The sequence below is a fragment of the Verrucomicrobiota bacterium genome (genome assembly GCA_037139415.1).
Classification (GTDB): Bacteria; Verrucomicrobiota; Verrucomicrobiia; order Limisphaerales; family Fontisphaeraceae; genus JBAXGN01.
In genome coordinates, this window is sequence record JBAXGN010000115.1 from 1 (window position 1) to 25,836 (window position 25,836).

19 protein-coding genes and 1 tRNA gene are annotated in these 25,836 nt (G+C 58.8%); 7 read left to right on the top strand and 13 right to left on the bottom strand.

All coding sequences use genetic code 11. The annotated features are described in order from the left end of the window. Positions 1–59 precede the first annotated feature (59 nt). Genes WCO56_18870 through WCO56_18880 form a run of 3 tightly spaced genes read right to left on the bottom strand, consistent with a single transcriptional unit; the run spans position 60 to position 4,810 of the window. Positions 60–2,939 (bottom strand): hypothetical protein, encoded by a 2,880-nt coding sequence (locus WCO56_18870; protein ID MEI7731644.1) that lies wholly within the window; start codon positions 2,937–2,939, stop codon positions 60–62. Between the two features lies 1 nt (position 2,940). After that, positions 2,941–4,596: an ABC transporter permease gene (locus WCO56_18875; protein ID MEI7731645.1), complete on the bottom strand. Its 1,656-nt coding sequence runs from the start codon at positions 4,594–4,596 to the stop codon at positions 2,941–2,943. Positions 4,597–4,606: 10 nt separating this feature from the next. Next, positions 4,607–4,810, bottom strand: a complete 204-nt coding sequence (locus tag WCO56_18880; GenBank protein ID MEI7731646.1) for a DUF6485 family protein — start codon at positions 4,808–4,810, stop codon at positions 4,607–4,609. Positions 4,811–5,003: 193 nt separating this feature from the next. Here WCO56_18880 and WCO56_18885 point away from each other — a divergent pair, with 193 nt between their 5' ends. From WCO56_18885 to WCO56_18900, 4 genes are all read left to right on the top strand, one after another. Further along, positions 5,004–5,984 (top strand): TRAP transporter TatT component family protein, encoded by a 981-nt coding sequence (locus WCO56_18885; protein MEI7731647.1) that lies wholly within the window; start codon positions 5,004–5,006, stop codon positions 5,982–5,984. Between the two features lie 44 nt (positions 5,985–6,028). After that, positions 6,029–7,099, top strand: a complete 1,071-nt coding sequence (gene dctP, locus WCO56_18890) for a TRAP transporter substrate-binding protein DctP (protein ID MEI7731648.1) — start codon at positions 6,029–6,031, stop codon at positions 7,097–7,099. Beyond that, positions 7,096–8,979, top strand: coding sequence for a TRAP transporter large permease subunit (locus tag WCO56_18895; protein ID MEI7731649.1), 1,884 nt, complete (start codon positions 7,096–7,098; stop codon positions 8,977–8,979). The genes dctP and WCO56_18895 overlap by 4 nt, the downstream gene beginning before the upstream one ends. Before the next feature lie 136 nt (positions 8,980–9,115). Then, the gene (locus WCO56_18900; protein MEI7731650.1) at positions 9,116–9,730 is read left to right on the top strand and encodes a sigma-70 family RNA polymerase sigma factor; all 615 of its coding nucleotides are present in this window, start codon (positions 9,116–9,118) and stop codon (positions 9,728–9,730) included. 10 nt (positions 9,731–9,740) lie between these two features. On the opposite strand, the gene WCO56_18905 is transcribed toward WCO56_18900, so the two are convergent. Together WCO56_18905 and WCO56_18910 are read right to left on the bottom strand one after the other, a co-directional pair. Next, positions 9,741–12,353 carry a PEP/pyruvate-binding domain-containing protein gene (locus tag WCO56_18905; protein MEI7731651.1) on the bottom strand — a complete coding sequence of 871 codons (2,613 nt, stop codon included), beginning with the start codon at positions 12,351–12,353 and terminating at the stop codon, positions 9,741–9,743. Between the two features lie 190 nt (positions 12,354–12,543). Beyond that, complete coding sequence (locus WCO56_18910) at positions 12,544–13,125, bottom strand: CDP-alcohol phosphatidyltransferase family protein (GenBank protein MEI7731652.1); 582 nt, start codon at positions 13,123–13,125, stop codon at positions 12,544–12,546. A 649-nt stretch (positions 13,126–13,774) separates the two neighbouring features. On the opposite strand from WCO56_18910, the gene WCO56_18915 reads away from it, so the two are divergent. Both WCO56_18915 and WCO56_18920 read left to right on the top strand, forming a co-directional pair. Continuing rightward, the gene (locus WCO56_18915) at positions 13,775–14,836 is read left to right on the top strand and encodes an Lrp/AsnC family transcriptional regulator (protein MEI7731653.1); all 1,062 of its coding nucleotides are present in this window, start codon (positions 13,775–13,777) and stop codon (positions 14,834–14,836) included. Between the two features lie 221 nt (positions 14,837–15,057). Continuing rightward, positions 15,058–15,143, top strand: a tRNA-Tyr gene (locus WCO56_18920). Between the two features lie 726 nt (positions 15,144–15,869). Here the strand turns inward: WCO56_18920 and WCO56_18925 are convergent. From WCO56_18925 to WCO56_18955, 7 genes are all read right to left on the bottom strand, one after another. Next, positions 15,870–17,534: a 4Fe-4S binding protein gene (locus WCO56_18925; GenBank protein MEI7731654.1), complete on the bottom strand. Its 1,665-nt coding sequence runs from the start codon at positions 17,532–17,534 to the stop codon at positions 15,870–15,872. Then, a complete protein-coding gene (locus WCO56_18930; GenBank protein MEI7731655.1) occupies positions 17,531–18,661 on the bottom strand; it encodes an FMN-binding protein in 1,131 nt (376 codons plus the stop codon). Before WCO56_18930 ends, WCO56_18925 begins: the two co-directional genes overlap by 4 nt. Before the next feature lie 75 nt (positions 18,662–18,736). Then, complete coding sequence (locus tag WCO56_18935) at positions 18,737–19,840, bottom strand: SGNH/GDSL hydrolase family protein (protein MEI7731656.1); 1,104 nt, start codon at positions 19,838–19,840, stop codon at positions 18,737–18,739. A 14-nt stretch (positions 19,841–19,854) separates the two neighbouring features. Next, positions 19,855–21,258: a sialidase family protein gene (locus WCO56_18940; protein ID MEI7731657.1), complete on the bottom strand. Its 1,404-nt coding sequence runs from the start codon at positions 21,256–21,258 to the stop codon at positions 19,855–19,857. Positions 21,259–21,335: 77 nt separating this feature from the next. Then, complete coding sequence (locus WCO56_18945) at positions 21,336–22,316, bottom strand: NAD(P)-dependent oxidoreductase (GenBank protein MEI7731658.1); 981 nt, start codon at positions 22,314–22,316, stop codon at positions 21,336–21,338. Beyond that, positions 22,313–23,077 carry an aldolase/citrate lyase family protein gene (locus WCO56_18950; protein MEI7731659.1) on the bottom strand — a complete coding sequence of 255 codons (765 nt, stop codon included), beginning with the start codon at positions 23,075–23,077 and terminating at the stop codon, positions 22,313–22,315. The genes WCO56_18945 and WCO56_18950 overlap by 4 nt, the downstream gene beginning before the upstream one ends. A gap of 33 nt (positions 23,078–23,110) precedes the next feature. Beyond that, positions 23,111–24,493, bottom strand: a complete 1,383-nt coding sequence (locus tag WCO56_18955; protein ID MEI7731660.1) for a Gfo/Idh/MocA family oxidoreductase — start codon at positions 24,491–24,493, stop codon at positions 23,111–23,113. Between the two features lie 482 nt (positions 24,494–24,975). On the opposite strand from WCO56_18955, the gene WCO56_18960 reads away from it, so the two are divergent. Next, complete coding sequence (locus WCO56_18960; GenBank protein MEI7731661.1) at positions 24,976–25,218, top strand: hypothetical protein; 243 nt, start codon at positions 24,976–24,978, stop codon at positions 25,216–25,218. Positions 25,219–25,226: 8 nt separating this feature from the next. On the opposite strand, the gene WCO56_18965 is transcribed toward WCO56_18960, so the two are convergent. Then, positions 25,227–25,836: formylglycine-generating enzyme family protein (locus WCO56_18965; GenBank protein MEI7731662.1), on the bottom strand; the 610-nt coding region annotated here is incomplete at its 5' end.

Here is a 25,836-nt window from a genome sequence, read left to right on the forward strand (position 1 = left end):
CCTGGTGTTCAAATTGGTATCAAGCTAAATCTGGCAGATGCGGTGTTCTGAAACTCCAGTCACGAAAGGACGAGCCAATCGGCACCGGTGTTATCGAGGGTGACACGGTGTTTGCCGGCAGGTATGGGCAGCACGATCACCTTATCGTATTCCGCCGCGCTGGTGTCGTTCTTATGATCCAGGTCCGGCAAGTCCACAGCGCGTTCGATGCGGTCATCCACACGGTATTCCAAACGCCCGCCCGCCGTGGAGACGGCGCGCACGTGGACGGAGAGCGTCTCCGGTTTGGCGGCATCCACCAGGAAGGTGGGCGGGTTGCGCATGTGCGCGTGGAGTTTGCCTTGGAGGATGCCGTTCAGGGCACTGGCGTTTTCCACGGAACCATCCGGGCGCACGCGGAATTCGTTACGCTCGGGGCGTTCCCAATGCGTCATCAGCCGGATTCGGGCGGAGTCTTTCAGGCGGTCCAGGTCCATGGCTTCGGGAAACATCAGCCAGACGAGGGCGTAGGCGTCGAGGTCGGCGAGGGTGACACGCAGGTTTTTGCCCGCAATCGCACACTGCACCGGGCGTTCACCGGCCCAATCGGGCGAGACGGCGTAGGCGCTCGCCGGAGCGCGATCCAAGGGCACGTCCACACTGAGGGCGCGCTGCGGCTGCAACTGGCCGTCGCGCGTATTGCGGTTGATGACGTGCAGCACGACGGCGCGTGGGGCATCCAGCGTCCACGCGGCGAGGCTCAGGTTGGGCGTGCTGGTACGCAAGGGTTCAGAGCACCGATAGCGCCCTTGCTGGAAGAGTTGCCGGTGGGTTTGGTAAAAGGTGGTCTGGCGAACCATGACGGGCAATGTGCCATCCCCGCGCGCGTCGCAACCGAACGGACCGAGCAGCGGAAAGGCGAACCGGGCGCCGGCGGCGTAAATCTCCGGCGCGCGCGTGCGCAACCATAATTCGCGCTGGCTGGGGGGCACGCCGAGATACGGGAAGGGCGGTTCGCCAAAGCCCCAATCGTGGAACAACACCACGGGCACACGGTGGCCTGCGAGTTCCTGACCGCGTTGCACGAGGCTGCGTATTTCAGGCAGCATATTCGCTGCGAGGTTCATGCGCCCTTGTTCCACCTGCCATTGGCCCCAGACGCCGAGCACTTGCAAATCCACGTAGCGCGCCAGGCCATTGGCGCTGATAAACACAGGCCGCCCCTTCTCGCGGGCATACGCACGAATGCGGCCGGTAAGGGTTTTCCACGCGATGTCGTCTCGCCAAGTGCGGAACGAGTGCCATAGGCTGGATAGCGGATTGCGCGAGTCGGTGGGCTGTTTCACCCACCCATGGGCCGCGAGGTAAGCGCGGTACTCAAAAGTTTCCACGGTGCCGCCGGGACAGATTTTCGGATCGCTCAAGGCCACCTGGTACTGCGTTTGCCAGCGAACGTCTGCCGGGGTGAACTCTCGGGTGGCAGCGCATTCCGTGCGCAGGAAGCGCCGAAAATCCCGGATGGAATAATCGTCGTATCCCTCGCGCGGTCCCAGCACCGCCGTATGTTCGTCCATGAACAGGTAGTCCGCCCCAGCGTCCATTTGCTCGCGGCACCAACGGAAGAGATAATCAAGATATGCCGGGCTGGAAAGGGAACCGTGTCGGATGCCAGGTTGATCCCACGCGTTGAGCAGTTGGCCGTCGGGGCCGCGCGTCGCCATGTCCAGTAGTTGCGGCTGAGTGATGCCGTTTTCGCCATCGTATAACGCGCTGCACGTGATGCCGCCGCCGAACCACGCGCCCGCGCCGTGAGCTTTTTGGGGGAATTCCCGCCAGCGCTCAACCGGCGGGCGTTTATTCCACTTGAACCAACCACGAATCAGCAAATCGGTGCCCACCGCGCGCGCAAGGTTCAGGGTGGCCTCGGAATCGGTGAACTCGTTGACGGTGTAAACGACGGCATCGTTCAAATCCGGCACGGGGAAGGAACGACGCAGCGCCGACGACAGTTCGGACAGCGGTTGGGATAGGGCAGCGGACGGCGGCACGGAAATGGGTTTGAAGGCGCGAATCGCCGCGTCGCCCTCGCGCACCAGCGCTTCCACCTGCGCGGCGGTTGGCGCAGGTTCACCGTTGCTAAACGGCGCGAGCCAGGCCCACAGCGTTTGCTGCGCGCGGGTGACCGGCACGTACCCCGTATAAAAGTACACCGTCTGCGGCGTGTGCCGCTGGATAAACGTATGACTGCCGGACCAGCGGGTGGAATAGTCTTGAAACACCACGCCCAAGTTGACACCCCAGCCGCTCGCGCAGGCCATAAGCGCCGGACGCGTGACCGACAGTTTGCGGGCAACATCCCCGGTCTGATCCCACGCAGATACTCCGGCGTACGCGGGCGTGGGCGTGAGTTTGGCAAAGCTTCCGTGGTGGGGTTGCCCTGCGCCGTCCCAAAACAGATAGCCATCAAAATTGGTGTCCGCCAAAGCGACGCGCGGCGGTGTCCATAGAATCGTGGAAGCATTGGTGCCCGTAACGCGCGTGCCAATCAAAACGCCGTGATCGCGGCAAAGGTAATGCACGTCCAGCAGTTCGGCATCGGTGGAATCAAGCATGGCCTGTTGCCCAACGACGATCTGATCTGGCGTGGCCGTGAGCGTCCACGTGGCGCGGCGTCCGTTCATGATGCGCGGTTCGCCTCGCTGCACCAGTGCGCCATTGGCGGCGCTGGGTTTGAACGCAACGTGCCAGACGCCATCCCGACCGAGCAACTCAAGACCGAGGTCCAAGCTTTCGCGGTGCAAGGTGAGCCGATATTGGTTACCGGTCACCGTCGTCTCCAACGGAGCATCCTGCACAGTCACGGCGAAGCCTTGGGCGACCAGGCAGCCTAGCGTGAGAAGAATGATTTGTGGGCGATAGTGGCTCCAAGATTGACCGAAGAAGTTGAAAGGTAATTGCATTTTATAGCGCCTCTTCCTTGGCCCCCGCTTTGCGAAATAAATCCGCTTCACGGCTGTAATCGCGCAATTTCAGCAACGCGGGATTGACGGCCAAAACGCGCAGATATTTTCGCATGGAGTGCAGCGATAAACTGATCGCAGCCCCACCGATCAGGAGGCTAACCATGGCATACATCGCAAGCATTCCGCTGAATTCGTGAGTTTGCATCATGGTTTGAATCACCACCATGGCGAGCCACGGAAGAATCAAAATCCACCAGATGGCGGACGTGGTGCCGCGTACCGGATTGCGAGTCTTGAGCCCTGTCCACATGGAAAGAAAACCGACCGCGACCAGGTCCGCGACGAACACGAACGTGCCCACGATGGCGGTGGCGACGATTTCCTCTTCATTTTCATGGCTTTTACGAAAATCGCAGGCCAGAAAGAATCCCCACTCCAGGAGCAGCGTCGCACTGATCGCCCAAATGTACGTGAAGAACAGCGCCCGCAAGCGTCCCCAAATAATGTCCCTGGTGGTCAGCGCGGTGCCGGCCAACTGTTCCAACGCGCCAACGCGGCGGTCTTCCGCAAAACATTGGCCCGCCTCGGAGGCCATCACCAGTTTGTACATCAGATTTACCAAGTACGCGACCACGATAACCCCGATGGGTTCGCCGGTCAGCTTCTCGTGATATTTATACTGGTAATAAAGTGCCCAAGCGTACAAAGCCAGTGCCGCCAGCAGCGGGGCCCACGCAAACCAGGGTTTCAGTAGGTGCCGTCGTCCCAGCCATACAACCGGGTTGCGATCCAGCCAGCGCCGCCGCACTCTCAACCGCCGTCTGGTGCTGCCGTAGGCCCATTGTCGCAGACGGTCTTTCAGGCGAAGTTTGGCAGCGCCTTCGGGACGTTCCTGCCAACTGCGCCGCGTGCGCAGGCTCGCTACGGCAAACAACAACACGCTGCACGCCAGCGAGGAGCCACAGGAGACCCAAAATTCGAGCGTCTTCGTTTGATAATCACTTGCTTCCACGTTGGCCAGGGCATAGGCGGGATTAAGGGCAATAACCCAATCTGGAGGAGCTGTGTCCCAGACCCCGTGGGAAATCGCGAGCGCCGCCAGCGGCAACACGGCCATGGTCAGCAACACACAACTCACGCCGGAGCTGAAGGCGTTGCTGGCCTTGGTGCAGGACGCCGAGGCGAACAAACCGCAGCAAATCGCGAACAGCAGACACAGCAACAGCGCCAGTGCGGCGCGTGCCACCTCGCCCGCCGTGATGCCGCCGAACAGCAGTGAAATCATCAGCATTGGCACCACGCCCATCAAACCGTACAAAATATTGACGGAGGTCACCGCGAATTTGCCGAGGACAATGTCGTACGCGCGCAAATCGGTCAAAAACAGGAAGCCGAGTGTGCCATCTCGTTTCTCGCGGCTGATCGAATCCGAGGTGACGATCAAACCGCTGATGATACTGACGACAAACGCAGTCCACAGCAACACATGAAACAATTGCTGCCCGAAGGCGGCGGCGGACGTCCGTCCACTCACACCGCCCATCCACAACGTCAGGAGCATCGCCGCGCCGAGGACCGAGCAACGTTGCGCATACGTGCGCCACTCCCGGGACGCCACCCGCAACTCCCGATTCACGATGGGCAGAAAGGTCATGCGCGGCTTTCTATACGGAGTGGGTGTTCACGAGGCGGGCGAAGTGTTCAAACGAGCGATCCCAGCTTGCCTCGGCATCCTTGGGAAAACAGCACCCCGGCAGTTCACGGTTGGATAAATGGTATTGCAGGCATTCGCAGCAGATGCCTTTGCGGGGACAAGGGCTGTAACTGCAATTGCAGTTGGACTGGTTGCGTTCCTTTTTGCATTCCATACGCGTTTTTGGAAAGGCTAGACCTGAATTTCGGTTGGCGTCCAGTGGTTTTAAGAAAAATCGCCTACCGAAATCGCAGCGATAAGCGGTGGCTTGGCTGTCCCGATGCGCGTTGGCAAAAAACCGGGGTTGCATTTTTTGGAATTGCGTTGAATTTATTGGCTTTGCAGCGTATTTAAACGCGCGATTGAAGATGGACATTCAACATAATTGGGCTGGCAGGACTCCCCTGAACGCATGGGGGGTGCTGTGTGTTTTATTGCTGGTGTGGTCTGCGGGCAGCGGCTGTTCCGTGCGGCGTTATGCCTTGAACCAGGTCGCCGACGCCCTCGCCCACAGCGGTTCGACGTATGCGAGCGATGATGATCCCGAATTGGTCAAAGCGGCGGTCCCCTTCAGTCTGAAGCTGCTGGAAGCGCTGCTGGCGGAGAATCCCACGCACAAGGGTTTGCTGACGGCGGCAGCCAGCGGGTTCACGCAATATGCGTATGCGTTTGTCGAGCAGGAGGCCGATGAACTGGAGGCGCGCGACCTTGCTGCCGCCGAGGCGATGCGCAAACGCGCCCGGCGCTTGTATTTGCGTGCCAAACAATACGGGCTGAGCGGCTTGGAAGCCAATCACCCCGGCCTGAAGCAGGCGCTGCAAACCAACCCCAAAGCAGCCGTGCGCGTTTTCACCAAAGCCGAGGTGCCGATGATTTATTGGACCGCCGCCGCGTGGGCGTCGGCCATCACGCTTTCCAAGGACAACCCGGACCTCATCGCGCAAATTCCGGCCATGGAAGCGCTGATTGACCGGGCGCTGGAACTGGATGAGAGTTATGGGGCGGGCGCGATTCACAGTTTCATGATTACGTATGAAATGGCCCGCAAAGGAGCGACCGGCGACCCAACGGTGCGCGCGCGCCAGCATTTCGAGCGCGCGCTGGCCATCGCCGGGGAAAATAGTGCCGGGCCGATGGTGACACTGGCGGAGGCGGTGACCATCCAGAAACAAAACGTGAAAGAATTCGAGGCGCTGCTCAACCGGGCGCTGGTCGTAAACCCCGACGCCCATCCGGACACCCGCCTGCTGAATCTGGTGATGCAGCGCCGGGCGCGCTGGTTGCTATCGCGCAAAGCGGATTTATTCCTGATCGAAAACGAAGAAAAACCGGCGGGCGGAAAACCTTGAATCCGACGTCAAAAGACACCTTTTTCAAATTGAATTTTCAACCGATGAAACAGTCAAATCAAATCATGAACCGATCCACGCGACGTTATGCGCTTTGTGCCACACTGGCTTTGGGGCTGCTGGCCAGCCTCGCCACCTTTGAAGTGGCCCATGCCGCCAGCGGGCCGGTGAAAGCGCGGCTGGGCACGCTGGCACCGAAAGGCTCCTCGTTCTACAAGCATCTTCAGGCCATGGGCGAGAAATGGAAACAGGCCCCCGGCGGCGGTGTGGCACTGACGATTTATCCCGATGGCACCATGGGCTCCGAGGCGGATATGGTGCGCCGGATGCGGTTGGGCCAGTTGCAGTCCGGCTTGCTGAGTGCCACCGGGCTGGGGGAAATCGAACCGTCCGTGGTGGGCCTGCAAAACCTGCCATTGATGTTCCGCTCGTTGGAGGAGGTGGATTTTATTACTGAGAAAATGCAGCCGCTGTTGGAAAAGCGGCTTGCCGAAAAAGGGTTTGTCGTGCTGTTTTGGAGCGACGCGGGCTGGGTGCGATTTTTTTCCAAACAACCGATTATCAGTCCTGAGGATTTGAAGAAAACCAAGCTGTTTTCCTCCGCCACGAGCGCCGCCGAAGGCGCGATTTATCGCTCGATGGGCTGCAACCCGGTTTCGTTGGAAACGATGGACATCATGCCGAACTTGCAGACCGGGCTGATTAACGCGGTGCCGTTGTTACCCACCTTTGCGCTGGCCGCGCAGGTGGACAACGTGGCTCCCAACATGCTCGATCTGCCTTGGGTACCGCTCGTGGGTGCCGTGGTGATGACCAGCAAAACGTGGGACGCAGTCCCGCCCGAAAGCCGGGAAGGCGTGCGCCAGGCGGCCCGGGAAGCTGGTAAATTCATCAAGGCCGACAGCCGTCGCGAGAGCGAGGAATCCATTGACGCCATGCGCAAACGCGGATTGAAGGTGAACACGGTTACCCCGGAGATCGTGGCCGAGTGGCGGCAGACGGCGGAAGCCGCCTATCCCAAAATCCGTGGCGGGACGGTGCCGGCGGATTTCTTTGATGAGGTTGTGAACCAGTTGAAGCTATTCCGCGCCGCGAAGGAAGGAAATAAACAGTGATTCCCGAAAGTCTGGTCGGTTTACCGGGTTCCCCGCCAACCGATGCCCCGGTTGCCGGTTGGCGTCTCTGGCTTCGCGAAGGGGAAAACCTGCTGGTCTCCCTGACCTTGGCGGTCATGGTGCTGCTGCCGTTGTTGGAAATCATCCTGCGCAAACTGTTTCAGACGGGCATCACCGGCACGTCCGCCTTTCAGCAGCACTGCACGCTGTTTGTCGGCTTGCTGGGCGGCATGTTGGCTGCGCGCGACCGGCGTTTGCTGGCGCTTTCCACCCTCACCAGCTTTCTCAAGGGCCGCTGGCAAACGGCGGCGCACGTTTTTAGCAGCGCCTTTGCCGCCGGTATCAGTGTCTTTTTGTGTTTCGCGGCGGTGCAACTGGTGGCTTCGGAACGCGAGGGCGGGAAAATATTGGCGTATGGCATTCCCGTCTGGGTCTTTCAGCTTATCATGCCGGTGGGTTTTGGCATCATCACGCTGCGCCTGCTCTGGCACGCCGCCGACAAATGGGGTGGACGCCTCCTGACGCTGCTGCTGGCCGGCGCGTTGGTTGGCCTCGCCCTCCATCCCCCCATCGCCGCCGATAGACTGGTGATGACCGGGCTGGTGACGCTGGTCGTGGCGGTGGTGCTGGGCGCGCCCATCTTCATCATGCTGGGCGGCGCGGCGCTGATCCTGTTTTGGGGCGAGGATCTCCCGATCGCCTCGATTGCGCTGACGCATTACTCCATTGTCACCAACCCGACGCTGCCCACGGTGCCGTTGTTCACGCTGGCTGGCTATTTTCTCGCGGAAGGCGGCGCTTCCAAACGGCTGGTGCGGGTGTTTCATGCGTTGATGGGGCAATTTCGCGGTGGCCCCGCCATCGTTACCGTCCTGGCGTGCGTGTTCTTCACCTCCTTCACCGGTGCGTCGGGCGTTACCATTCTGGCCTTGGGGGGGCTGCTGATGCCGGTGCTCATGGGGGCCGGGTACTCCGAACGCTCCACGCTGGGCTTATTGACGGGCTCCGGCGGACTGGGGCTGTTGTTTCCGCCATCCCTGCCGCTGATTCTTTACGCCATTGTGGCTTCCACCAACAACAAGGTCGGCGGCGTGACCATTGAGAAAATGTTTTTGGGCGGACTCGGGCCGGGCCTGCTGCTGGTCGCCATGGCCATCTGGCTGGGCTTCATCCTCGGGCCAAAGCAAACCACCGCCAGCCGGAGAGGGTTTGACCGGAACGAAGCCGGCCGCGCCATCTGGGCGGCCAAATGGGAACTCGCGCTGCCGGTGGTCACGCTGACCGCGCTCTTTGGCGGGTTCGCGACGCCGGTCGAAGCCGCAGCGGTAACCGCGCTCTATGCCTTTGTGGTGGAGACCTTCATCAATCGTGACTTCAAGGGACGCGACATTCCCCGCGTCATGGCCGAATGCGGCTTGCTGGTGGGCGGCGTGCTGTTGATCCTGGGCGTGGCGCTCGGATTCACGAATTACCTGATTGACGCGCAGATTCCCAGCCGGGGGGTCGAATGGGTGACGACGATGGTCAAGTCGAAGTACGCCTTTTTATTCGCGCTCAACATCTTCCTGCTGCTGGTGGGGTGCGTCATGGATATTTATTCCGCGATTGTGGTGGTGGTGCCGTTGCTGGTGCCGTTGGGGCTGGCGTACGGCATTAACCCGATCCATCTGGGCATTATCTTCCTCGCGAACATGGAACTGGGACTCCTGACCCCTTCGATTGGCATCAACATCTTTCTGTCCTCTTATCGGTTCAACAAACCGGTGCTCCAGGTCTCGCGCGCCGTCATCCCCATGCAATGCATGCTCTTCGTCGGCGTGCTGTTCATCACCTATCTGCCGCCGCTGACCACCTATCTGCCGCAATTGTTTGGACGGTAACTTTAGACCATTGCACCGGCAGCCGGTTGTGAGTAAACTGGACGCATGTTGGCTGTAAATAAACACTGGGTGGATGGCAAAGCCTCCGGCGACGGACGCTTCCGCCGGGCGCGCACCGCATAGAAGGTAACTGACTTTGGCCCCGCGCGATCCATCCATCCCCGATCCTGATGCCGAACTGATGCGGAAAATCCGCCGGGGCGACCGTGAGGCGTTTGCCACGCTGGTGGATAAATACAAACAGCCCGTCATCAATTTCACCGCCCGCATCCTGAATGATTCGCACGAGGCCGAAGACATTGCCCAAAACGTCTTCATCCAGGTTCATAAGGCGGCGGATCGCTACGATGTCTCGGCCCGCTTCTCCACGTGGCTCTTTACCATCGCGCGGAACTTGTGTTTGAACGAACTGCGGCGGCGTTCGCGCCATCCTGCCGAATCCATGGACGCCAATCTGGAGGCGGACGAAGAACATCCCGCACGCCAGATCGAGGATGCCTCGGTCCCCTCCCCGCCCGACGCCGCCATGCATGGAGAACTGAAGGAGAAAATCCAATCCGCCCTGGCCACCCTTCCGGAGAACCAGCGCACCGCTCTGCTACTTTGTCAGCAGAATGAGTTGTCGTATGAGGAGATTGCCAAAGTCGTCGGCAGTTCGCTATCCGCCACCAAGTCACTCATCTTCCGCGCCCGGGAAACTTTGAAGCAAAAGCTCAAGCCATACTTGCGCACCGGGGAATGGAAGGATTGAAATTACCCCATCACTTCGGATTAGCCTCCGTGTAACAGACCGCCTTTTGTTTCATGGAGTCCACGTTCAGGAAGAAGCTCCTTCCGGCAGACGAGCCGGCGTTATCAATCACCCAGATGGTCTCGCTCAAGGCGGCGGCAGAAGGCAGCAGTTCCGTCAAACGGTTCGGGCATTGCTTGATCAGTTCTTCCCGGAAACGGTGACCGGCTTTGCCCGGTGAGACGGCGAAGTAGAGCATATCCATTTCCACCAGATCGTTGAAGAAGTGTGTGCCGAGCGAAATATCCGGTACCAGGCCCTGATGCATCACCGCCATTTCGCAGATCACCGAGACGGTGTTGATTTCCGCAAAGGAAACCGGCACTCCCAGCGAGGGCATGGATGTGCCCCAGCGCCCGGGGCCGAGCAGCATGATGGTGGGTTTCTCCCCCTCGTGCTCGAGGTGCGTAAGCCGCCCGATGGCCCGGGCCACGGAATAGCGCTGGCTCATGCCCATCTGGGAATACACCGACGGCACCACGTAAATCAGCCGGTTAATCGCGGTGCTCAAGCTGTGGCCAATGATCGGCCCGCCGGATTCCAACATGATATGTTCAGGCTTGACGCTCGCTGGCATGCGCACGCGGCTGCCTTCGCCAAGGATCTTGACCTGGAACGGACGGCACTGGAGCAGGTTGATGCGGTAGTCGCCATCCGGCAGGAAGTTGACGGTGAACTCGGTATCTACCGGATGTTGGTAGGCATCCTGGAGGGTGGACAGCAATTCCCGCAACTCCTCAATCAAGGTCGTCTTGTCAAACACCGGGTCAAAGTTGACCATCCAATCGGTGCCGCTGCGATTGCTCAGTCCCTCCTCGGCGAAGAGTTCCAGCAGCGCCGGCGGCAGTTGCGGCGCGATGTCCTCAAAGTTTTTCGCCGTCAATTGATTATCGTTCAGGTCGAGCACATCCACCCGCCGCTGGGTATATTGGCGGGTATCGCCGCCTTTGCCCTCGGGCCGTTTCATCGGCGCATTCAGCGCCACGAGCCGCGTATAATCATCATCCGTGCGGTCCACCGCGCGCGTGCCCAAGCCAAAGACCATGCGCAACACCCCGGCGGCGGGGTCAATATCCTCATGCCAGACAAACGGGTTGAAGGAAAAGCCCACGCCGGCCAGTTGCGGGAAATAGGTATGCCCGTACATCTCGCCGGAAACGCGCTGCACCAACAGCGCCATCTGCTCATCCTGATCCAGCAGCCCGTGATGCCGCCGGTATTCCAGCCCCTCGACGTGCATCGTGCTGGCATACACGGTGCGCACCGCGGACATGAACGCTTGCAGCCGCTGCTCGGGCGTCCCCTGGTTGGCGCAAAACACGCTCTCGTACTTGCCTGAGAAGGCGTTGCCGTAATTATCCTCCAACAAGCTGCTCGACCGCACGATGATGGGCGATTGCCCGAAGTAATCCAGCATCTCGGCGAACTGTTCCTGGATGTAATCCGGGAACGTCCCCGTGAGGATCTTCTCGCGCGCCTCGCCGGCGTTCTTCAGCAGCACGTTGAAATCCTTTTGCCGGCGGCGCAGCCACCAGCAGCCGTTTTCCACCAGGTACGTGTAGAAAACATCCGCGCCGATGAAGAAGGAATCATGCACCTCCAGCCGCTGCTGCCATTTGGGATTCGCCTTCTTGAGGATGGCGCGCGCCAGCAACAACCCCAGCGTCTTGCCGCCAATCAGGCCCGTGCCCACCATGCGCTTCATGATCTCGATCATGTCGCCCAGGTCGAAATAGCGCCGGGCCAGGTTGAAGAAACGCTCGTCGCGCGTCATAACCATCTTCATCACGCGTTCGAGGAACGCCTCCGCCTCCGCGGCGGACTTCTTGCCGTTCTTCACCGCGTTCAACGTCGCCTGCGCCTGGCGGAACGTCCGGGTCCACACGCCGAGCCGATGGATGCTGAAATCCAGCCACGGCTGCGGCACATGCGCCAGCACCTCGGTGATCACCGCGCTGTTCGTCACCGGCTTGAAATCGCTGCCTTCCCAGGCGTGGATCATGTACATCGTGGGGGTGTAACGCTCGTACACCTTCTGCGGGTGCAGATACAACTGATCGCGCTTGCGGTGCACCTCCAGCACCACCTGCGCCGTGCGGCTGATGGGATCGGTGGCATGAAACGAATGCTGATCCTTGCGCAGCCCGAAGTAGGCAATCGTCTTCAGATCGTACAAATAGGGACACGTGATGCGGAAGAAATTGCCCAACATGCGGTCGCTGTACCAATCCGCCGCGAGATCGGACAACCAGTCGAAGACATAACACGCCCCGACGCCCTGCTGCTCGATGACATCCAGCATCTCACCCAGAAACTTCTCAAACCCCTCCTCCGGGCGCAACCGCACGCGGATGCCGCCCATGCTGTCACGGATCAACTCGCGATGCCGCGCAAAGCGGAAATACACCAGCTTGCGGTATTGCCGGCGGCACTCCTCCCAATATGCGAGCACGAACGGCAGATATTCATCCACGGTTTCCACCTGCCATACCACGTTATCCCCCGCGCGCAGCCCTTGCAGCATCTTATCCAGCCCGGGAAGCCCCGTGCTGAACGAGTCCAAATCCGTATTGAATTTTTCCATAATTCAGTTTGCCTGTCGGGCGCACAGCGATGTTCATGAGCCTCGCCGATTCCCGTCCGGTTACCCCTGTGCGACGTGGCCACTATGCCCGCAAACCCAATCCCTCGCAAGTCGTAATGGCACGAGGTGAATTCGCGGAGACGCCATCGCGTTCAATCATTCCCCAAAACACAAGTCGTCTGAGGGATATTCAAGCCGAACGATCCGGCAGACTGGACGGGCTTTGGCTGAGCTGTTTGATGCCATCGCGCAGGTAAAGCAGACCGGAAATTGCCGTGGCGATGGCCGCCAGCAAAGCGACGTGGTGCAGGTACAGCGCATCCCACTTGAGCATCGCCCAACCCACCGTCACCATCTGCGCACAGGTGGCCACCTTGCCGACCAAGCGCGGAACCACTTTGATTTTGCCACAGGTATAATAGATGACTCCCATGCCCAGCATCAGAATAATGTCGCGGCTGAACACGACGGCAGTCAGCCAGGTGGGGATTTTTGGTGTCAAATGCTGTTCATACAGGCTCAGCAAACCCAATCCACTTACCAATAGTAGCTTGTCTGCCATAGGATCCAGGATGGTACCCAGTTCGCTTTTCTGGTTATAGCGCCGTGCAATGTAGCCATCCACTCCGTCCAGGATAGCCGCCACCGTGAAGGCCAGCATGGCCAGCAGGCGATCCAATTCATTGCTCCCGGAAAAGTAGTACAGAAGTTGCACCACAAAAAACGGCACCAACAGGATTCGCAAAATTGTTATTTTATTGGCAGTAGTCATATCATGTCATGCGGATTAACATTCCATGGACAGCCGCTATTCGTCAACCCTCCAAAAAATGTTAAAACCGATGTTTAAAGTATTTTTGGCCCTTGCCCAAGGAATCGCGCGAGCCGTATTTTTTGGAGAGTGCGGCGGCAAGGCGGGGTGATGGGGGCCGCGCCGCCGCTTTGGATGGGCGCACAAGCAAATCCGGTGATTATCCCGTCCCGCTGGGCGGCGGCCTACCGCCGGACGTCCTTGGGAAGCCGCCGTCGCCTCCCGCGCGCACGCAACTGGACGGAGCAAATCCAAAGCGGTGTCGCCATCCGCCCCTTTCTCCCCCGGCGGTTGCCACCGCACTCCAAAATTTTCCGCACCACCACATTTGAGACTCGTCACCTCCGTTTCGGTTGTGCTGCTATGGGAACACCCGAACCGCCGCTTCCAGCTTGAACTAAACCGAGCTTGTGGCAGCCCTGAAAGGCGCACCAGAAAGTTGCGACTCGGCCCGGAATGGACTACTTTGGTCGCCGGCGAATGAAACCAACGCCCGAAACTCATACCAGCCAATCGGTGTGCGCGCTCGGGGTGGGGGACAGGGAACGACTTTATTCGTTGAAAAACAAGTTAACCAGATTTGAACCATTGATACGGACTGGAGCATGGCATGGCGCGACAACTAGAAGCATCGGATACCAGGATTTTGGATTTGATCCAGACGGAAGTCCCGTTGGATCCGCAACCCTTTCAGGTCATCGGGGAACGGGTCGGCCTGCCGGAAAGCGAAGTTATTCAGCGCATTGCGGCGCTCAAGACGCCGCCGCCCATTATCCGCCAGATCTCGGCGATCTTTGATAGCAAATCCCTCGGCTATCACAGCACGCTCGTGGCCGCCATGGTGGATGAGTCACACTTGGATCAGGCCGTCGCCGTTATCAATCAGCATCCCGGTGTTTCCCACAATTACCGGCGCAATAACGCTTTCAATCTCTGGTACACCCTCGCCGTGCCGCCGCACAGCATCCTGGGACTGGAGAAAACCCTCGCCATCCTGCACCGCTTGTCCGGCGCCAAATCCACCCGTCTCCTGCCCACCCTGCGTCTGTTCAAGATCGGCGTGAAACTTGATCTTTCCGGCAGCGCAGACCTGGCCACCCGCAGCGACAAGCCTGCCTTCTCCGCTGAGGATCAGGAGGCCGCTGCCGGCATTCCCGTCACGGAAACAGATAAACGCATGATTCGGGTGATGCAGCGCAACCTGCCGATTGTCTCCCGCCCCTTTGATAGTTGGGCCTCCGAAGCCGGCGTTTCCGTGTCCGAACTGCTCGCGGCCGCACGGCAATACATCACCGAAAAACGCATGCGCCGTTTCTCCGCCGTGCTAAAACACCGGGAAATGGGTTTTTCAGCCAACGGCATGGGCGTCTGGGATGTGCCAGTGGAACAACGCGAAGCCTTTGGGCGTGTGGCCGCCAGTTTTTCGGCAGTCTCGCACTGTTACGAACGCCCTAGTTATCCGGACTGGCCTTTCTCCATCTTCACCATGGTCCACGCCCCGACCCAGGATCAGTGCGATGGCGTTTTAAAAGCGATTTCCGAGGCGACCGGTATCACCCGGTATGGTGCCCTGTATTCCTCCAAGGAATACAAAAAAGTGCGGGTGCAATACTTTGCCGGAGATATTGAGGCATGGGAGACCGCTCACCAGCAAGACGCCGTGGCGTCCTGACGCTTAATGGGCAACGGCATCCGCTTCCATTCCACTGCGTGCGGAAGGTTTGCCGAGATAGTAAATTTATCTGGCAGAAGCCAAATCAATGAACCGCTAACGCCTAATAAAAAAGCGAGTTTGGCAGGCAAACGGCGCGTTCAGAAAAATCCCCCAAAATTCTGCTTGAGCTTGGCAGGAGAGTCTGGCTAAATCGCCGTCCCTGCTCGAAAGCCGGGCGTGGTAGGATACCCAAGTGGCCAACGGGGGCAGACTGTAAATCTGCTGACTTACGTCTTCGCTGGTTCGAATCCAGCTCCTACCACCATCTCTCCAATTACTCACTTGTCGGGCGCAAACCGGGCATTTCTGGTGGAGGAAGCAATTTATCTAGCGCAGGCGGAGGCGCGTTGTGGTTCGCATAGCCGTTTTTGCGCGTTGCACAACGCGATTTGTACTTTGCATAACGCGTTATGCGGCCCGCATAACGTCTTCTGCGCCGCGCATAACGCTCTGTGCGGTCCGCATTTCGTCTTGTGCGCCCCGCATAACGCGTTATGCGCAGAACATAAGGCTCCATGCGCTTAGCATAACGCCTTATGCGCATGACATAAGGCTCTGTGCGGACCGCATAACGCCTTATGCGGGGCGCATAACGCTTTGTGCGGACCGCAAATTGCCTTTTGCAACGAACAAATTCGGCCCTGCACGGCGCAAAACGGACTGTTTATCAGGCATTTAGGGATGTGCCGGGCGCAAACCGGGCATTTCTGGTGGCAGAAAGCAATTTATCCAAGGCAGGCGGCGGCGGGTTCCCCGCAAAAACGGCTGTAACCCCGTCCATGTTGCCGAATCTTACACCCGGAACAAATGGCACCGGAGGTTTTCCGGGTCGGTGACGAATGTGGGGACGCTGGTGGTCCGCAAAAATCAATCGGGCAATCCGACAAGGATTACGGTGGCAGACCATGGGGGAATCGGGTTCCGGCACTCCTTCTGTGTGCCTGCGATTCACGCGGCGCGGGAGGATGGATCGTTGGGGATGACGCGAAGCTCACTTCAGGAAATCAGGCAGGTAACCGTCGTTGGGGGCTTTTTGGCCTGTGGGGCGGGCGGGGTGGAGTTGCTGTTGTTCAGCGGCGCGCAGGGTGCGGTAGGAGCCTGTAAAGATGCGATCTTCTTTGCCGGGACCGGCTTCCACCCGGATGGCGCTTTCGCGCAAGAGGCCGCGATGTTGGACATTGATCTTGTGGCAGCGGGTTTCGCATAAGCCGCAGCCGACGCATTTGTCCGGCAGGATGCGCGGGGCGAGGAAGCCGCTATCGGCGACGGGATTGCCCGCGGCATCGGTTTCGGTGCCGACGCGCTGGAATTCAATGGCGTCGTAACCGGTGTTTTTGCATTCATCCACGCAGAGTTGGCAGGCGTCTTTGCCCGCATACGGCAGGCAGGTCTTGAGATCCAGGACGGCCAGCCCGATGTGCGCGGCCTTTTTCTCCGCGAGCGGCAGGGAGCGGATGGCGAGCGTGGGGCAGACTTGACCGCACCGGGCGCAACTGGGTTCGCACCCCGACCAGCGCGCCACCAGCTCGGGAGTCCAGAGGGCATTCAGTCCGCCGCGCAGTCCGGCGGGTTGCAACGCGTTGTTGGGGCACGCTTGAAAGCAGGCGCCGCAGCGAATGCACAGTTGCAGAAAGGCGTCTTCCGGCACGCTGCCGGGCGGACGCACCAAATAGACGGGCAATTCGCCGTTGGCGTTGAGCGCGGCGGGGATCAAGGCGGCGGAAGCGGCTCCGCCGAGTGCGCCGCACAGGAAGCCGCGCCGGGAAACGGGCGGATCGGTGAACATAGGGGCGGCGACGGGTGCGCGATCCAAGGGTTGCCAGCGCGGTTTGAATTGGATGGCTTGCGTGGGGCAGACCGTGGCACACGTTTCGCAAACGGTGCAATCCATGCCGCGCGTGCTCTGGTCGGGTTGGATGGCGTCGAACGGACAAACGGGCGCGCACTTGCCGCAATCCACGCAGGCGTCGGTCACTTTGCGTTCGCGCAGGCGCAGCAGGTTGCCCAGGGAAAACAGCGCGCCGGTGGGGCAGACGTAACGGCACCAGAAGCGCGGGCTAAGGACTCCCAAGCCGAGCACCACGAAGAATAACCCCAGCGACAGGTAATAGGTCCAGGAGAAGGCGGGAATCAGGTACCAGCCTTTCAAGATTCCCAATTCCAGCGGGCCGAGGATGAATTGCAAACCGCGCGTGACCACCGGGATGGCGGCGAGAAACCCGGACAGCAGCACCCCAAAGCACGCCGCGACCAGCACGGCAACGAGCAGATAATACTTGAGGTGAATCCACCCTCCGCGCTCATTCACGCGCCAGCGTTTGGGGAGGCGCGCGGTCAGGGAATCCGCCAGATCAATCAGGGTTCCCAGCGGGCAAAGGTAACCGCAGAACATGCGCGGCAGCCATAGGCTGAGCAGCAGCAAACCACCGGCCCACGCTAACGCGGGTAACCAGAGTTTGGCGGCCAGTGCGGCGGATAAACCCAGCAAGGGGTCCAGCCACAGGAATAATTCGGCAGGCAGTTGCTCGCGTTGCTGCAGCGTGCGATTATAGTCGGTGCCGCCATACGGCCAGCAGACGTACAGCAGCAACGCCAGGAATAGCAGCAAGGCAATTGCCTGGCACCACCGGCGGGTGCGATTTGCAACGGGCTTCATCGCATGCCCTGAGAGAGCGCTTTGGCGGTCGCATTGACAATGGCTTCGGCGGTGATGGTGGCGCCAGTGGTCAAATCAATGCCTTTGACGGATTGTTTCTCAACGATGCGGGTCGTGGTGTCCGCGATGGCGGTGTAAAACTGTTTTTCCTTGTGCTGAACCACCCGGACGCTTTGAATGCGCGCGTTTTGAACGGTCACCGCGACGGTCATGGGGCCGGCATAGGCTTCGATCTGGTGCTGGTACACGCCGTCCGGCACCCGCTTCAAATTCAATTGATCAAAGAGCCGGATGGCCTCCATGCTGGCGCGTGCGCGCTTGATATTTTTATCCGCGCCCTTCCATTCTTTAGGTGCGGCTATAACTTTCTGGTAATAAGCAATGGCTTGATCCGATTTGCCCGCCAAACGACAGGCGTCGCCGGCAGCACGAAAAGCTATATCCGGCATATCATCATGCGCCTTAGCTTCAGCGATTTTCAGCGCGCGATCCAAATCACCCAGATCAGCCCAGAGTTTGATCAGGCTGCCCTGCCAGGTTTCGTCATCAGTGATATCCTTGATCAAATCCACGCACATATCGCGGTTGCCGAGCTTCCAATAACATTCCCCCAGCTCCATGGCGTAATAATCTTCCGTGTAGGCGCTCAATTGGACGGTCTTGCGGTACCAGAAGGCCGCGCGCGCCCAATCGCGCAGCAGATTATGGTACATGCCCGCCAGATGCGCGGCGGTCTTGGCCAGCTTTTCCTTGTTGTCCTTGTTCACGGTCAGCACATGATGCATCAGCCGCACCCCTTCCCGCCATTTGCCGGGATTGGGGTTGATGATGTCCCAAGTGTATTGCCCCAGGTTGCGTTGCGGGTTCCACGGCTTATTTGTCACCGTCCACGTCAAGTCCAGCGTGGGAGGATACACCAGTTTCACGTCGTTCCACCAAACCGGCGGGGTCTTGCCAGCCTCAGCAATCAGAGCTTCCACCTGTTGCCGGGAGAGTTGGTTCGTGGTGCCAGCAGAAGGAGCGGCGGAAGCTTGCCCCCGCACCGAAGCCGTGCAAAGGAACAGAATGGTCAAGAGGCCCGGAAGCAATTGCATCGGGCATCGGCGCGTCATTAGTGAGCAGAACATGCGGGAAGCTTGCATCTTAAGATTTGTTCGGCAAGGTGGTAATTAAACGAATACAGCTATGGGCGATCTTGAAGATCAATGGTTGGCCGCCTCTTTCAATAGCGGTTCCAACACTTGCCCAAAAACGGCGGCTTGCCGCATGAAACCCAGATCATTGGGGTGCGAGCTGTCCACCGTGCCCTCGCCGTCATCGCCCAGGAGGTTTTCGCCCGGGATGTAATGAAGGCCTTTCACTCCGGCTTGGAGCAGTCGTTCGTAAGCCGCCTTGAGGGCTGCGCGGCTGGTGTCATTGCGCTGGCGCCGGCTTTGCAGAAGAAAGGCATCGGCATACGTGCGATCCTCAACCAGCAGGATGGGAGTCTTGGGGTGGGTGGCGCGCAGTTTCATGACAAATGGCTCAACGCGCGCAGTGACCTGGTCCGCCGTCATGTTCGGCAGGCAATCCAGCACGTAAACACTGGCATCCAACTCCGCCAATAGGTCGGCAAGTTCGATTTCCATTTTCCCGTTGCCGGAAAAACCCAGGTTGATATGCGGGAAATCATAGCGGCGACCAAGAATGGCGCTGTGCACCATGCCAGGTCGGGACGCGCACGCACCATGAAGAATCGAGGTGCCGTAGTACACCACCGGCTTGCGGGTTCCCGTTCCCCACGGACCGGCTTTGGTCAGGCTGGCGCCCTCGGGCACGCCCAGTTCCACGAAGCGGGTGCTGTTGTAGAGCGGCAGATAGAGCAAGTACTCGCGACGTCCGGGAGGAAGATTGCTGACCAGCGCCACGGTGTTGGTTTGCGTTACTGGTTTGGCCACGGCCAGCCATCGCCACGCGCCTGTTTCGGTTTTAACGTACAGATCCAACCCGCTAACGCCGGTGGCCGCCATGTGCGGCATGGCCAGGTTGCTGGAACCCACGGCCCAGCGGGCGTGGATCGCCGAGGCATCTGTCACGAACCGCACATGCATGCCGGAGGAATGACGACTCAAGCTCCATACGGCCTTGGGCACCTTTTCTTCCGCTTTGGCAGGCAGACGATCATAAGGCTCTTTGACGTCTGTCCAACCCTGCCCCTCGATACCGAGGGTGCGAATCTCCGTCCATTGCAGTGCTGTTTTTGGGGTTGCCGCCAAAGCGCTCAGGCCCGTTGCCAGGCAGAGCAGGGAAAGAATGGAGTATTTCATAAGGTCTGGGAGAATTATTGTGGCAGTTGGATTTCACGGCCCAGCAAAAAGAATTTACGTTCGGGGTACCAGAGCACCGGCTTGCCGTTGCGGACGGTCCAACTGGCGTAAAGCGCGAGATCAAGCCGGCCATTGGTGCCGGGTTTGCCCAGGCTGATGCCATTGTGATCCATAAAGAATTTGGGTTCATCAAACCAGACCGGTTGATCCGCGTCGGCCTTGAAGTAACCGTGAACCAGATGGATGGGGCGACGGTGGAAACCGCTATCGGTGGGTTTGTAACCCTGGTAGTTGCCATCATGATTGTGAATGAACAGGGCGTAATGACCACTGCCTGCGGTATTGCCGCCCAGATCGTACATCGGACACGGAGAGAGCGGATGCAATAGCGGTTCACCACCGTCCTTGCGCAGGAGTCGGCGCGGCTGGGTCCACGTTTCACCAATATCGCTGCTTACACTCCAGAACGGGCTGCCTGAGGCGGTGCGCATCACGCAGAACAACCGGCCATCCGGCAGTTTCACAACCGTGGGTTCCTGACAGGCGCTGACCTCGGGATAGTCGGGCGGCGGCACGGCGAGGGCTTTTTCATTGGAGGCAAACCAACTGATTTTGAGGTCCTTCACGGCCGGATTAGCATCCACATTCTCAAAGCGCATGAATTCGACGCGTGAATCAGCAGTGATCCATGATTTGCCGGGATTCTTGCGCACAGCGAAGCTGGTCCAGCGGGTAAACCCGGCAAAGTATTTGCCGTCCTTGCCCAGGCGTAGCGGTTTTTGCCAGCAGAGCATATTCGGCGGCATGTTGGTATCCGGGTTGTCATTGATGCTGCGCGCCACGCTGACATTCTGCGGCTGCGACCAGGTTTGCCCATGGTCATCGCTATGGATACCATCCAGCCAGCCGGTGTGATGATAGAAGGAATCAAACTTCCCGATGTGCTGGCTGTAGAGCACATAGATGCGCCCGGACTTGCTCACTAAAGGATAACCCCAACTGGCAATGAACCCGTCGCCCGCCTTTTTAGGCCCAGCGATAATCCGGGGTGCAGACCAGGTTTTGCCTTCATCGGCACTGCGCGCAAAGGCAATGTGCTGATCGGGTTGTGATTCCGCCGAGCTTTGCGTCCACACGGCCATGAGCGAACCATCCGGGCCATCGAAGACAAGGAAGTGCTCATTGCCGGTATCGCTGACGACATCGCCATTCACCTCGGGCACAAAGACGATATAATCCGGTTTGGTGATGTGCAATTGGCCAGGGATGCGGGCCTTAAGATCGGCGGCAGTGGCAATAAAGTTGGTGCTGACTTTGACGGTGGCCGTCTTGGCGATATTATTGGTAGCGGGTGCAGCGAGGCCAGAGGTGTTCCAGCAGATTGCGCCAACGAGGATGGGTAGCAGGAGGTGTTTCATGGGTTTTTGTTATTTGGGATATGGCACTCCAACCAGTGTGTGGAAGAATGCTGTCAGATTATATATTCGTGAGTGATTCAAATCAAAGGCTTGCCTATATGCGATAATTGATCCAGGCGACCGGCCAGGAAATGCCGGACGTTGTTCAGGCTGGCTTCACCCATGCGGCGGTTGGCCTCGCGGGTATTGGAGCCGACATGAGGGGTCAGGACCACGTTGTCCAGTTTCCGTAGGTCTTTCCCTGCCGCCACTGGCTGGTAGGGTTCGTGTTCAAACACATCCAGGGCAGCGCCTGCCAATCGGCCGGTGTTGAGCGCATCGAACAGCGCCGATTCATCCATGACCGCGCCGCGGGCCGTGTTGATCAAGAGTGCGCCCGGCTTAAGCCAGGATAACCGTTCTGCGTTGATGAAATGGCGGGTGGTTGCATCGGAGCGCAAGTGCACGCTCAAGATGTCGCATTGGCGGAAAATATGTTCTGCCTTGTCGGTGTAGAAATCAATGCCGCTGGTTGACTGATGGCTGGCCACCGGTTGCCGTCCGGCTACGATGACCTTCATGCCAAAGCCGAAGTGAGCCATGGCAGCGACCTTTCGGCCAATGCCACCCAATCCCAGAATGCCGAGGGTTTTGCCACGCAGTTCCATGCCCGCAGTACTGCGGAAGTTGCCTTGGCGCATATCGGCATCCAGTTGAGCGACGCGCCGCACGAGACTGCCCATCAGCCAGAAGGTATGTTCCGCGACGCTTTCATCCAGCACGCCGGGGGTGTTGGTGACGGCGATACCGTTTTTATGGGACAAGGCTTTATCAATGCTGTCATGACCGACCCCAAAGCGGGAGATGATGGCGGGTCCCTGTTTGGCCAGCGCCCCATAGAGCGGGCCGCGATACGGTGCCACCCCAACAATCACTGCGCGGATTCGGCGTGTGGACACCAGTTCGGCCAGCGCGCCTTCTTCGGGTGGTGCTGCTTCACAACGCACATCGGCGGCGGCCTTGAAGACCGCTTCCGCTTTCACGTATTCCGGCTGGGTAACCAAGATCGTTTCGCTCATACAGATTTTTTCCTGGCTTGCAACATGCGTTGGCAGCCTTCCCGGATGAACAGGGTGTCGAGCCCACACGCAATAAAACGGAATCCCTCCGCAATCCGCTGCTGCACCGCTTCCGGGGCCGTTGGCACCACGTGGATGCCCCCCGGGACGCCAGCGCGCTGGCAAGCCTGGAGGATGGTTTGCTGCGCCGCTTGTACCTTGGGATGATCCAACTGTCCGGCCAGGTCCATGGAGGTGGATAAATCATAGGGACCGATCAGTACGGCATCAATGCCCGGCGTTGCCAGGATGGCATCGGCCTGGTTGACGGCGTCAATATGTTCCAGCATGACGACGACGACGACCTCGTCATTATGCCGCTGGTAATATCCGGCGAAATCCTTGCCGTAGCCAGTGGCGCGGCAGAGGGAAGCACCGCGCACACCCGCCGGGGGGAACTTGGCCATGGCCACCGATTGTGCCGCCAGCGCCGGGGTGTTGACCGATGGCACAATGATGCCGGCAGCCCCGAGGTCCAACACCCGCTTGGCCAGCGACGCATCGCACTCCGGGAGCCGCGCCAGCACCTCGCATCCGGTTCCCTGAACGGCCAGCGCCAGATGGTAGAATTCGCTGAGTTCGGTCGCGGTGTGTTCCATATCCACGCCCAGGAAGTCGAAGCCTTCGCCCGCCATGATTTCGGCGATGGCCGGATGCCCCATCAGGGTCCAGCCGCCTAAGACTAGTTGTCCGGAACGGAGTTTGTTTTTTAGATCGCTCATAGATTACAGGTGCCGGTCACAAATTCTGGTGACTCAAGCCGCCGGCAAAGGATGGCTCCAAGGTTGGCGATAGGGGCGCTGCAGCAACCGGGTGGCCTCGGCATCCCCGGTGACCATGCGCTTTGGTGGATCGTACACCAAGGGACGGCCCAACTTCATCGAGACATTCGCCATGATGCAACTGGCCGTGGAGATGTGCCCCTCCTCGATGTCCGCCACCGGGCGTCCTCGGGTAGCCACGGCGGCCAGGAAATCCTTCATGTGCAGGCGTGTTGCCGGCGCGGCGTTCAATTCAATGCCCTTCTCAGTCACATCCTCGGGATACTGTTCCTTTTCGAAGACGCAATCAAAGTGGATCGGTTTGGCGTCCTTATCCAACGGAATGAAATCAGCCCGCATGGTGCTGGCCTTGAGCGTGCCTTTTTCGCCATAGATGAAAATCGCCCATGGATAATCGGGATCAGGCGGGGTGCCCCAAGTGCGATGCGTCCAGGCGCAGTTGAACTCGTCGTGTTCAAACAAAGCGGTCTGGGTGTCCGCAATATTGGATTTGCCGTCCTTTTGCACGAGGATGCCGCCGGAAGAACTGATGCGCTTGGGCCAGCCCAACTTGAGCATCCAGCGCGCGGTATCATACATGTGCACGCACATATCGCCAATGATGCCGTTGCCGTATTCCATGAAAGTGCGCCACCAGCGGATGTGCGGCAGCCCATCATACGGGCGCAGGGGTGCCGGGCCGGTCCACAGCTCATAATCCAAATAATCCGGCACCGGTTGCACCGCGGGATTCCCGTTGGCGCGCATGTGGAAATAACAGCACATTTCAACGTGCCCGATCTTGCCCAACAGCCCGGCCTCGATCACCTGCTTCTTCGCCGCGATGAGATGCGGGGTGCTTTTGCGCTGAGTGCCGACTTGCACCACGCGCTGGAGCCGTCGTGCCGCCGAGAGAATGGCCTCGCCCTCCATGACATCCACGCTGATGGGCTTCTGCAGATACACATCCGCGCCGGCCTCCATCGCGGTAATGGCCTGCAACGCGTGCCAGTGGTCGGGAGACCCAATCAACACCAAATCCAGGTCCTTCTCCTTTAGCATTGCGCGATAATCCGTATAAGTGCGCGGTGTTTTTTTAGACTTCTGCCGCTGCGCCACAAGTTCCGCTGCTCCCGCAAGCAACTTTTTATCCGGGTCGCACAAAGAAACAACCTCCACCGGAGCCACCTGAATCAAACGGCACAGATCGCTTTTACCATACCAACCAGTGCCAATCAGGCCCACGCGTTTAGGCGTTCCCCCGGCCAGTTCCGCTGCGGATGCCAAGCCAGACGGCAGCAAGATGGCCGCGCCCAAGCCCAGGCCGGACCGGCATAAAAATTGGCGACGAGAGGCGATACCAGCGATGTCGTTTATATTCTTCATATTTGATGCTTATTGATTTTGGACATTCTTAATACTTTCCCGGCTGCTGGCAAGCTTGCAGCGTATTTTTTGATGACCGCGATTTCGCAGCACGAATAGAAAACTACTGGGAACACCCGTGTGTACCGTGGGGTGAGCCTTTTCGCATTTCCGGGGCCTCAGCATTTTCGTTGATCACCCTTAAAATGCCATCAATCCTCCTTTACAAAGCCCTTTGTCACCGTTGCAAAGGCCTTTGTAAGGCTGACAAAGGCCTTTGGAAAGGAGGAATCAGTCACTGGAATGGTCATCCGTATTCGCGCTAAGCACACCGCCAACTATTATGGCATTTTTTTGTAACTGATTGCCTGACTTATGGATGACTCACGAAAACCGGTCCAAGTGTCACCACGAAAATATTTATAGCCCCCTTGGAATGCCTGAATTTCTCCTTTCCAAAGCCCTTTTCCTGCTTGGAAAACCCCTTTTCCACCGTGGAATACCCGTTTTCCAAGGTGGAATGGGCGTTTTCCAACGTGGAAAAGCCACTTTCCAAGGTGGAATGCCCCTATTCCAGCTTGGAATACACGTTTTCCACCGTGGAATACCCCTTTTCCAAGGTGGAAAAGGCCTTTGGAAAGGAGGAATACCCGTCCGGAAAGGAGAAATTAGGGTCTGGAAACTTGAAAATTGACTCCGAAAGGGTGGTTTTCGCCTACGGTGGGCTGACGCCCTGATTTCTCCGCTACGGACCTGGGGGACGCACGGTTCGGAAACCAAGGTAGGAGTTGAAGTCGTCCGGGCCGCCGTTGCCGCGGTTCGCCGCCCGGCAGCCCCTCGCGCTGTAGTCCCAACTGCCGCCGCGAAACATGCGGTACGAGCTCGAAGCAGGCCCGCGCGGATCGGTTTGGGCCACACTCCCATAGCCTCCATACCAATCCCAGCACCACTGCCAGACGTTTCCAGCCATGTCGTAAAGACCATAGCCATTGGGGTCAAACGAGCCCACCGGACTGGTATAAGGATAGCCATTGGTAGCGTACGTGGGATGATATCCACGGGTGCTGCTTACGTCATAACTGTAACTCGCATCACTATAATAATTCGCATTGCTGTGGGTGATGGTGTTCCCGCAGGGAAACCGTTTGCCACTCAGACCTCCCCGCGCCGCATATTCCCATTCCGCCTCCGTCGGTAACCGATAGCCCGCGCTCCAATTAACATACGGAGCGACTTGGCCAGTTTTATATACGGTGGTCAGCCCGGCATCCGTGTAATAGGCCGGCGTCAAACCCTCCTTTTGGTTTTGTAAATATAATTGTGTAAATGTTTTTTTGTTTTGTTTTTGTTGTTTT

Coding starts and splice junctions, on each gene's coding strand:
- WCO56_18870 (MEI7731644.1), bottom strand. CDS start 2,939: ATGCAATTACCTTTCAACTTCTTCGGTCAATCTTGGAGCCACTATCGC.
- WCO56_18875 (MEI7731645.1), bottom strand. CDS start 4,596: ATGACCTTTCTGCCCATCGTGAATCGGGAGTTGCGGGTGGCGTCCCGG.
- WCO56_18880 (MEI7731646.1), bottom strand. CDS start 4,810: ATGGAATGCAAAAAGGAACGCAACCAGTCCAACTGCAATTGCAGTTAC.
- WCO56_18885 (MEI7731647.1), top strand. CDS start 5,004: ATGGACATTCAACATAATTGGGCTGGCAGGACTCCCCTGAACGCATGG.
- dctP (MEI7731648.1), top strand. CDS start 6,029: ATGAAACAGTCAAATCAAATCATGAACCGATCCACGCGACGTTATGCG.
- WCO56_18905 (MEI7731651.1), bottom strand. CDS start 12,353: ATGGAAAAATTCAATACGGATTTGGACTCGTTCAGCACGGGGCTTCCC.
- WCO56_18910 (MEI7731652.1), bottom strand. CDS start 13,125: ATGACTACTGCCAATAAAATAACAATTTTGCGAATCCTGTTGGTGCCG.
- WCO56_18915 (MEI7731653.1), top strand. CDS start 13,775: ATGGCGCGACAACTAGAAGCATCGGATACCAGGATTTTGGATTTGATC.
- WCO56_18925 (MEI7731654.1), bottom strand. CDS start 17,534: ATGAAGCCCGTTGCAAATCGCACCCGCCGGTGGTGCCAGGCAATTGCC.
- WCO56_18930 (MEI7731655.1), bottom strand. CDS start 18,661: ATGTTCTGCTCACTAATGACGCGCCGATGCCCGATGCAATTGCTTCCG.
- WCO56_18935 (MEI7731656.1), bottom strand. CDS start 19,840: ATGAAATACTCCATTCTTTCCCTGCTCTGCCTGGCAACGGGCCTGAGC.
- WCO56_18940 (MEI7731657.1), bottom strand. CDS start 21,258: ATGAAACACCTCCTGCTACCCATCCTCGTTGGCGCAATCTGCTGGAAC.
- WCO56_18945 (MEI7731658.1), bottom strand. CDS start 22,316: ATGAGCGAAACGATCTTGGTTACCCAGCCGGAATACGTGAAAGCGGAA.
- WCO56_18950 (MEI7731659.1), bottom strand. CDS start 23,077: ATGAGCGATCTAAAAAACAAACTCCGTTCCGGACAACTAGTCTTAGGC.